The 4094-nt window shown below is 36.3% G+C and carries 7 protein-coding genes; all 7 read left to right on the top strand.

Going from position 1 to position 4094, the window contains the following annotated elements; all coding sequences use genetic code 11:
* The first annotated feature begins 116 nt into the window (after positions 1–116).
* The gene (locus Aru01_RS18020; protein WP_016655354.1) at positions 117–1022 is read left to right on the top strand and encodes a hypothetical protein; all 906 of its coding nucleotides are present in this window, start codon (positions 117–119) and stop codon (positions 1020–1022) included.
* A gap of 80 nt (positions 1023–1102) precedes the next feature.
* Positions 1103–1558: a hypothetical protein gene (locus tag Aru01_RS18015; protein ID WP_040331056.1), complete on the top strand. Its 456-nt coding sequence runs from the start codon at positions 1103–1105 to the stop codon at positions 1556–1558.
* A complete protein-coding gene (locus Aru01_RS18010) occupies positions 1539–1832 on the top strand; it encodes a hypothetical protein (RefSeq protein WP_016655356.1) in 294 nt (97 codons plus the stop codon). Before Aru01_RS18015 ends, Aru01_RS18010 begins: the two co-directional genes overlap by 20 nt.
* Before the next feature lie 238 nt (positions 1833–2070).
* The gene (locus tag Aru01_RS18005; protein ID WP_016655357.1) at positions 2071–2268 is read left to right on the top strand and encodes a hypothetical protein; all 198 of its coding nucleotides are present in this window, start codon (positions 2071–2073) and stop codon (positions 2266–2268) included.
* Entirely contained in the window at positions 2231–3076 is an 846-nt protein-coding gene (locus tag Aru01_RS18000) for a hypothetical protein (protein WP_016655358.1), read from the top strand. Before Aru01_RS18005 ends, Aru01_RS18000 begins: the two co-directional genes overlap by 38 nt.
* Before the next feature lie 52 nt (positions 3077–3128).
* Positions 3129–3770 (top strand): putative metallopeptidase, encoded by a 642-nt coding sequence (locus Aru01_RS17995; protein ID WP_016655359.1) that lies wholly within the window; start codon positions 3129–3131, stop codon positions 3768–3770.
* Between the two features lie 58 nt (positions 3771–3828).
* A partial coding sequence (locus Aru01_RS17990; RefSeq protein ID WP_042111755.1) for a DUF2280 domain-containing protein occupies positions 3829–4094 on the top strand: 266 nt, incomplete at its 3' end.

Raw genomic sequence — 4094 nt, 5'->3', positions numbered from 1 at the left:
TGGAAAAGGTGTTGTATCAAAAATCATTGTGAAACAAGAACATGTAATTTATACTAAATATATTCATATAACTAATTTATTTTAATAAGAAATTTTGCCTAAAGGGAGTATTAAATATGAAGGATTTAATAAAAGTAATTTTTGTTTTTAGTGGGGTAGTATTTCTTGTTGGATGCTCAACAATGCGGATGAATACTTTAGTGGGTTTAGATCAAAAAAAAGAGGTGTTAACTCCAGTAATCGTTCCATCACAAGATGCAAACAGTGCTAATGATGGAGTGTTGAGTAAAGAGTTCAAAAAAGCAGTGATTACTGATTTTAGTGAAATAACGCATTATCCTGCCGCTGCTGTCTTACTTACAGATAAATGGTATACAAGAAAACAAGCGTCAAGTATATGTTTCCGAGTGAATAAACTTGAGATGTCAAGTTCTAGTGTACAAAGTGAGTTTGTCACATATTTCATTTTAAGGGACAATATTAAAGATTTAGCTTTATCGAGTAACAATGGCTGCAAAGTTATTACGGATATGTATGACTATAACAAGTCAAAAGAAGAGGCTTATAGAATATTGTTACCACACCAAGATAAGCTCTCAATCATTAAGAGGGCATTTGAGAAGTCAAAGATTAGAGGGCCTTTTATTGTTATTTACAAAGATCGTAATGAAGCACTTATTGTAGATTTAAATCAATTGGGCGAAAAATCGACAACTTATTTTGTGGAAAATTGGGGAGGTCTGATTTCTTTGATAATTGAACATGAGAATATTGGCAACCCTCGTGAATTAGTAGAATCTACATTGAAAAATAGTGCTCAATTAAAGGAGAAACTTGAAGAAGATAAGGCAGCGAATAAGGTGCTTTGGAAAGATGGTGCTAAATGTTTAGGAGTTGTTGGAGTGGCAGTTGGGGCAGCTGGAACTGCTGTAGGTACAGGTGCTTTAGTACTTACATTAGGTGAGGTATTAACAAATGATGAAAATAGATGCGCTGCTATTTTAGATGTTATGCAACTTTGACTTTTATGGATAGTAATCGAACAAGTACTACTTAAAAATATTTTAACCTCCTCTGGGAGGTTTTTTTATGGGTGAAATTTATGGACATTCAAAAATACAAAGCCCTAACTAATAAGAAGCCCATCAAAACAAAACCAAGAGCTAGACCATTGCCTAAGGCTACTGATCGTTATCTAGAAGCTGAGGAAGAAATCGAACGTGTTTTGAAAATCCTTGAGATTAAATACGAGAAGAAGTTTCAATTTAAATCGACTAGGCATTGGCGTTTTGATTTTCACCTCGTTGAACACAGAATTTTAATTGAGATCGCTGGTGGACCATGGTCGGGCGGTAGAGGCGGAAAGCTTGCTACTAAGGCGTGGAGCATGGATCGCTACGATGTTGCTGCTGAGATGGGTTATAGCGTTGTACGTTTAGAGTCAGCTCGATCATACAAAATCAAAGAAGATGGCCCTCTACAGATACAAGCATGTTTTGCTGATAAGTGGCTAAAAGATTTAAAGAGGCTTAGTTTTAATGAAACAAAGGATATATAAGAAACTGTGCAGACAAGCAGTAGCAGTTTTGGTTCAAGGTTTTGAGTTTTCTCAAGACAATTTTATTAATGATAATTCTGGTATCCCTTATGTATTGATTGAGGGGTGCTACGAACCGTTTGAGTGCTCAGCATTGGAAGTACTATTAGAAATGATGGAGATCCAAGATTTGGACAGTGATGTATATAGCTTAAAACCTAATGCACGCCTTATTAAAGAGGCCATTAAATTTATGTACATACCATCTTACCTAGAATCATTTTTTCGTGTTTAAAGAGCAGATTAAGAATTTAAGAATGGCTTTGTATAAATAAGCTCAGTTACAAAATAAAATTAGAAAGTAAATTGTGCTGTGCGGCGAGATTTAGCGCGGTTATAGGTGAACTATCTAGCCATTTAAGCATAGTTGTGCTAGTGACTGTTTATTGACGTAAGTCTAAATAGTCAATATAGTTATGGATAACCCTAATATCATTTGATAGCTAGGGTATTTTTATCTAAGGAGTTTCCTTATGAATTTCTCATTTAGGTTTAATAGTGCAAAACAAAAAGATAATTTTGATAATTCCGCAAAGGTTATATCAGAAGCTGTTGAATCTTATAAAAAAGCTATGCAAGAAAGTGTTACTCAGTATAATGATCATAGAAAAAAAGCTGAGGAGCGAATAGACCATGGCGCAAGACTTACAAAACATAGAATCAATCTTTGATTTTTTTTATTTAGATAATCCTAAAATTAAATCTTTTTACGCTCAACTCAATGGTTTGGGTGCACTCAACTCTTTGAAAAGTACAAGTCAAATTGGTGATACGAGAAAAATGGAGGCTACCGTTGGTATTCCAACTGTAACTGGCGGGAAAATGGCTAATGATCATTCTGTTAATACTACCTCAGAGCATTTGTACGATGGTATACCTACCATGCCGAGAGAAATGATCAATCGTTTAGATGAGCTCGGCTTTATCAGCAGAGAGCTAAATCAGGATATGTTGGGTAATTTAGTTTTACTGAGTGGGAAATTAGGAATTATTGATATTGGTGTATCTAAAGAACTACTTGGGCCAGCATTAAATTTACACATTAAAGATTTAGAAAAAGATAATAAAACTAAAAAAGCAGCTGCTGAACTTAAAAAAAATAAAGAAGATATAGTGACTTTCTGCAAAGCTATACCTTTTGGTCTGGAAGCAAAAGTATTAGTAAAAAATGGTGAAACTGATTCTGATGGTGTGGGTATCGCTGATGAAGTTTGGATGACATTGAATAGGGATGAAATGGTAGGCAGTCCCCATGATATTAACTTTAAACATGGCGAGTATTTGGCTGGAGAATGGTATGTTTTAGGTGTATTGGATGCACTTCCTTACGATGGATTTACTTTTAATAGTGATCAAAATGAATTCAGAGAAGGTATAGGTATGTTAATAAAATTAATGAAGGAATTTGTAGGTAGACCTGAATCTGCGTATGGTATAACACCGATAGCAATTTTTAGAGTCTTAAAACCAAGAAATTGATATATTCAAAAAATTAAGCCTCCTTCGGGAGGTTTTTTTATGGGGGAAAATAATGGACCAAATCAGACCGTTTCCACCAACTGACTTTATCGATCAGGCTGAGGAAGAAGAATCTATTCGCCTAGTGCCCGCCGTGGATCTAAAGGAATGGGTAGTAAATAACTTCTTAACGCTTGGCGGTGCTCTACACAATCCAGACCATGACCACATTGCTGAACTACTACATGACGATGAAACAGTTTTAGCCTTTGCTTGGGCATCTTCTGCGATGATAGCTAAAAAGCGTATGGTATTAGGTCAGTGTGAGAAGGTAATGTTTACCCAGGGTGGATGGAAGAAGGCTAGACAAGAACAGCAGATGAGAGATTGGTTCGGTTTTGTGCCGGTCTATTTAATTACTATCGATGCATCATTCTGTGAACAAGCCTCTGATCGTGATTTCTGTGCTCTGATTGAGCATGAGCTTTATCACATAGGTGTTGAACGTGATGAAGATGGTGAACCTATCTATAGCGATCATACTGGTCTACCTAAACATTATTTAGCAGGCCATGACGTTGAAGAATTTATCGGTGTGGTCAAACGATGGGGAGCAAGCGAAAGTGTCAAACGACTTGTCGAGGTCGCACAGAATCCTCCGTTTGTACCTGATTTGGATGTAGCAAAGTGCTGCGGGAACTGTGTAATTAATTGAGCTGAAAGGCTCTTTTTTTTGCCTATCTTGCTTTACGTAGCTTTACGAGGTGGCATTTATGGCGACGCTAAGAGAGCCTGTAAAAATCTTTATAGTTCAATCTCTTGCATGCTTTGAAACCCCTCAACAAGTAGTAGATGCTGTAAAGCAAGAGTTTAACATCGAAATTCTGCGGCAACAGGTCGCACTTTACGATCCAACGAAAGCCACGGGTAAGAATCTAAGCAAGAAACTTAAAGACTTATTTCATAAAACTAGAAATGATTTTAAGACCAATGTTTTTGATATCCCTTTAGCGAATAAAGCAGTGCGTCTTACTGAGCT

The sequence above is a fragment of the Acinetobacter rudis genome (assembly GCF_000829675.1).
GTDB lineage: Bacteria > Pseudomonadota > Gammaproteobacteria > Pseudomonadales > Moraxellaceae > Acinetobacter > Acinetobacter rudis.
The sequence above is the reverse complement of the archived record's forward strand: the minus strand, read 5'-3'. Positions and strand labels throughout refer to the sequence as shown.

What these genes read in the sequence shown, in the direction of transcription:
- Aru01_RS18005 (WP_016655357.1), top strand. Translation starts at nt 2,071, where the DNA reads ATGAATTTCTCATTTAGGTTTAATAGTGCAAAACAAAAAGATAATTTT.
- Aru01_RS18000 (WP_016655358.1), top strand. Translation starts at nt 2,231, where the DNA reads ATGGCGCAAGACTTACAAAACATAGAATCAATCTTTGATTTTTTTTAT.
- Aru01_RS18010 (WP_016655356.1), top strand. Translation starts at nt 1,539, where the DNA reads ATGAAACAAAGGATATATAAGAAACTGTGCAGACAAGCAGTAGCAGTT.
- Aru01_RS18015 (WP_040331056.1), top strand. Translation starts at nt 1,103, where the DNA reads ATGGACATTCAAAAATACAAAGCCCTAACTAATAAGAAGCCCATCAAA.
- Aru01_RS18020 (WP_016655354.1), top strand. Translation starts at nt 117, where the DNA reads ATGAAGGATTTAATAAAAGTAATTTTTGTTTTTAGTGGGGTAGTATTT.
- Aru01_RS17995 (WP_016655359.1), top strand. Translation starts at nt 3,129, where the DNA reads ATGGACCAAATCAGACCGTTTCCACCAACTGACTTTATCGATCAGGCT.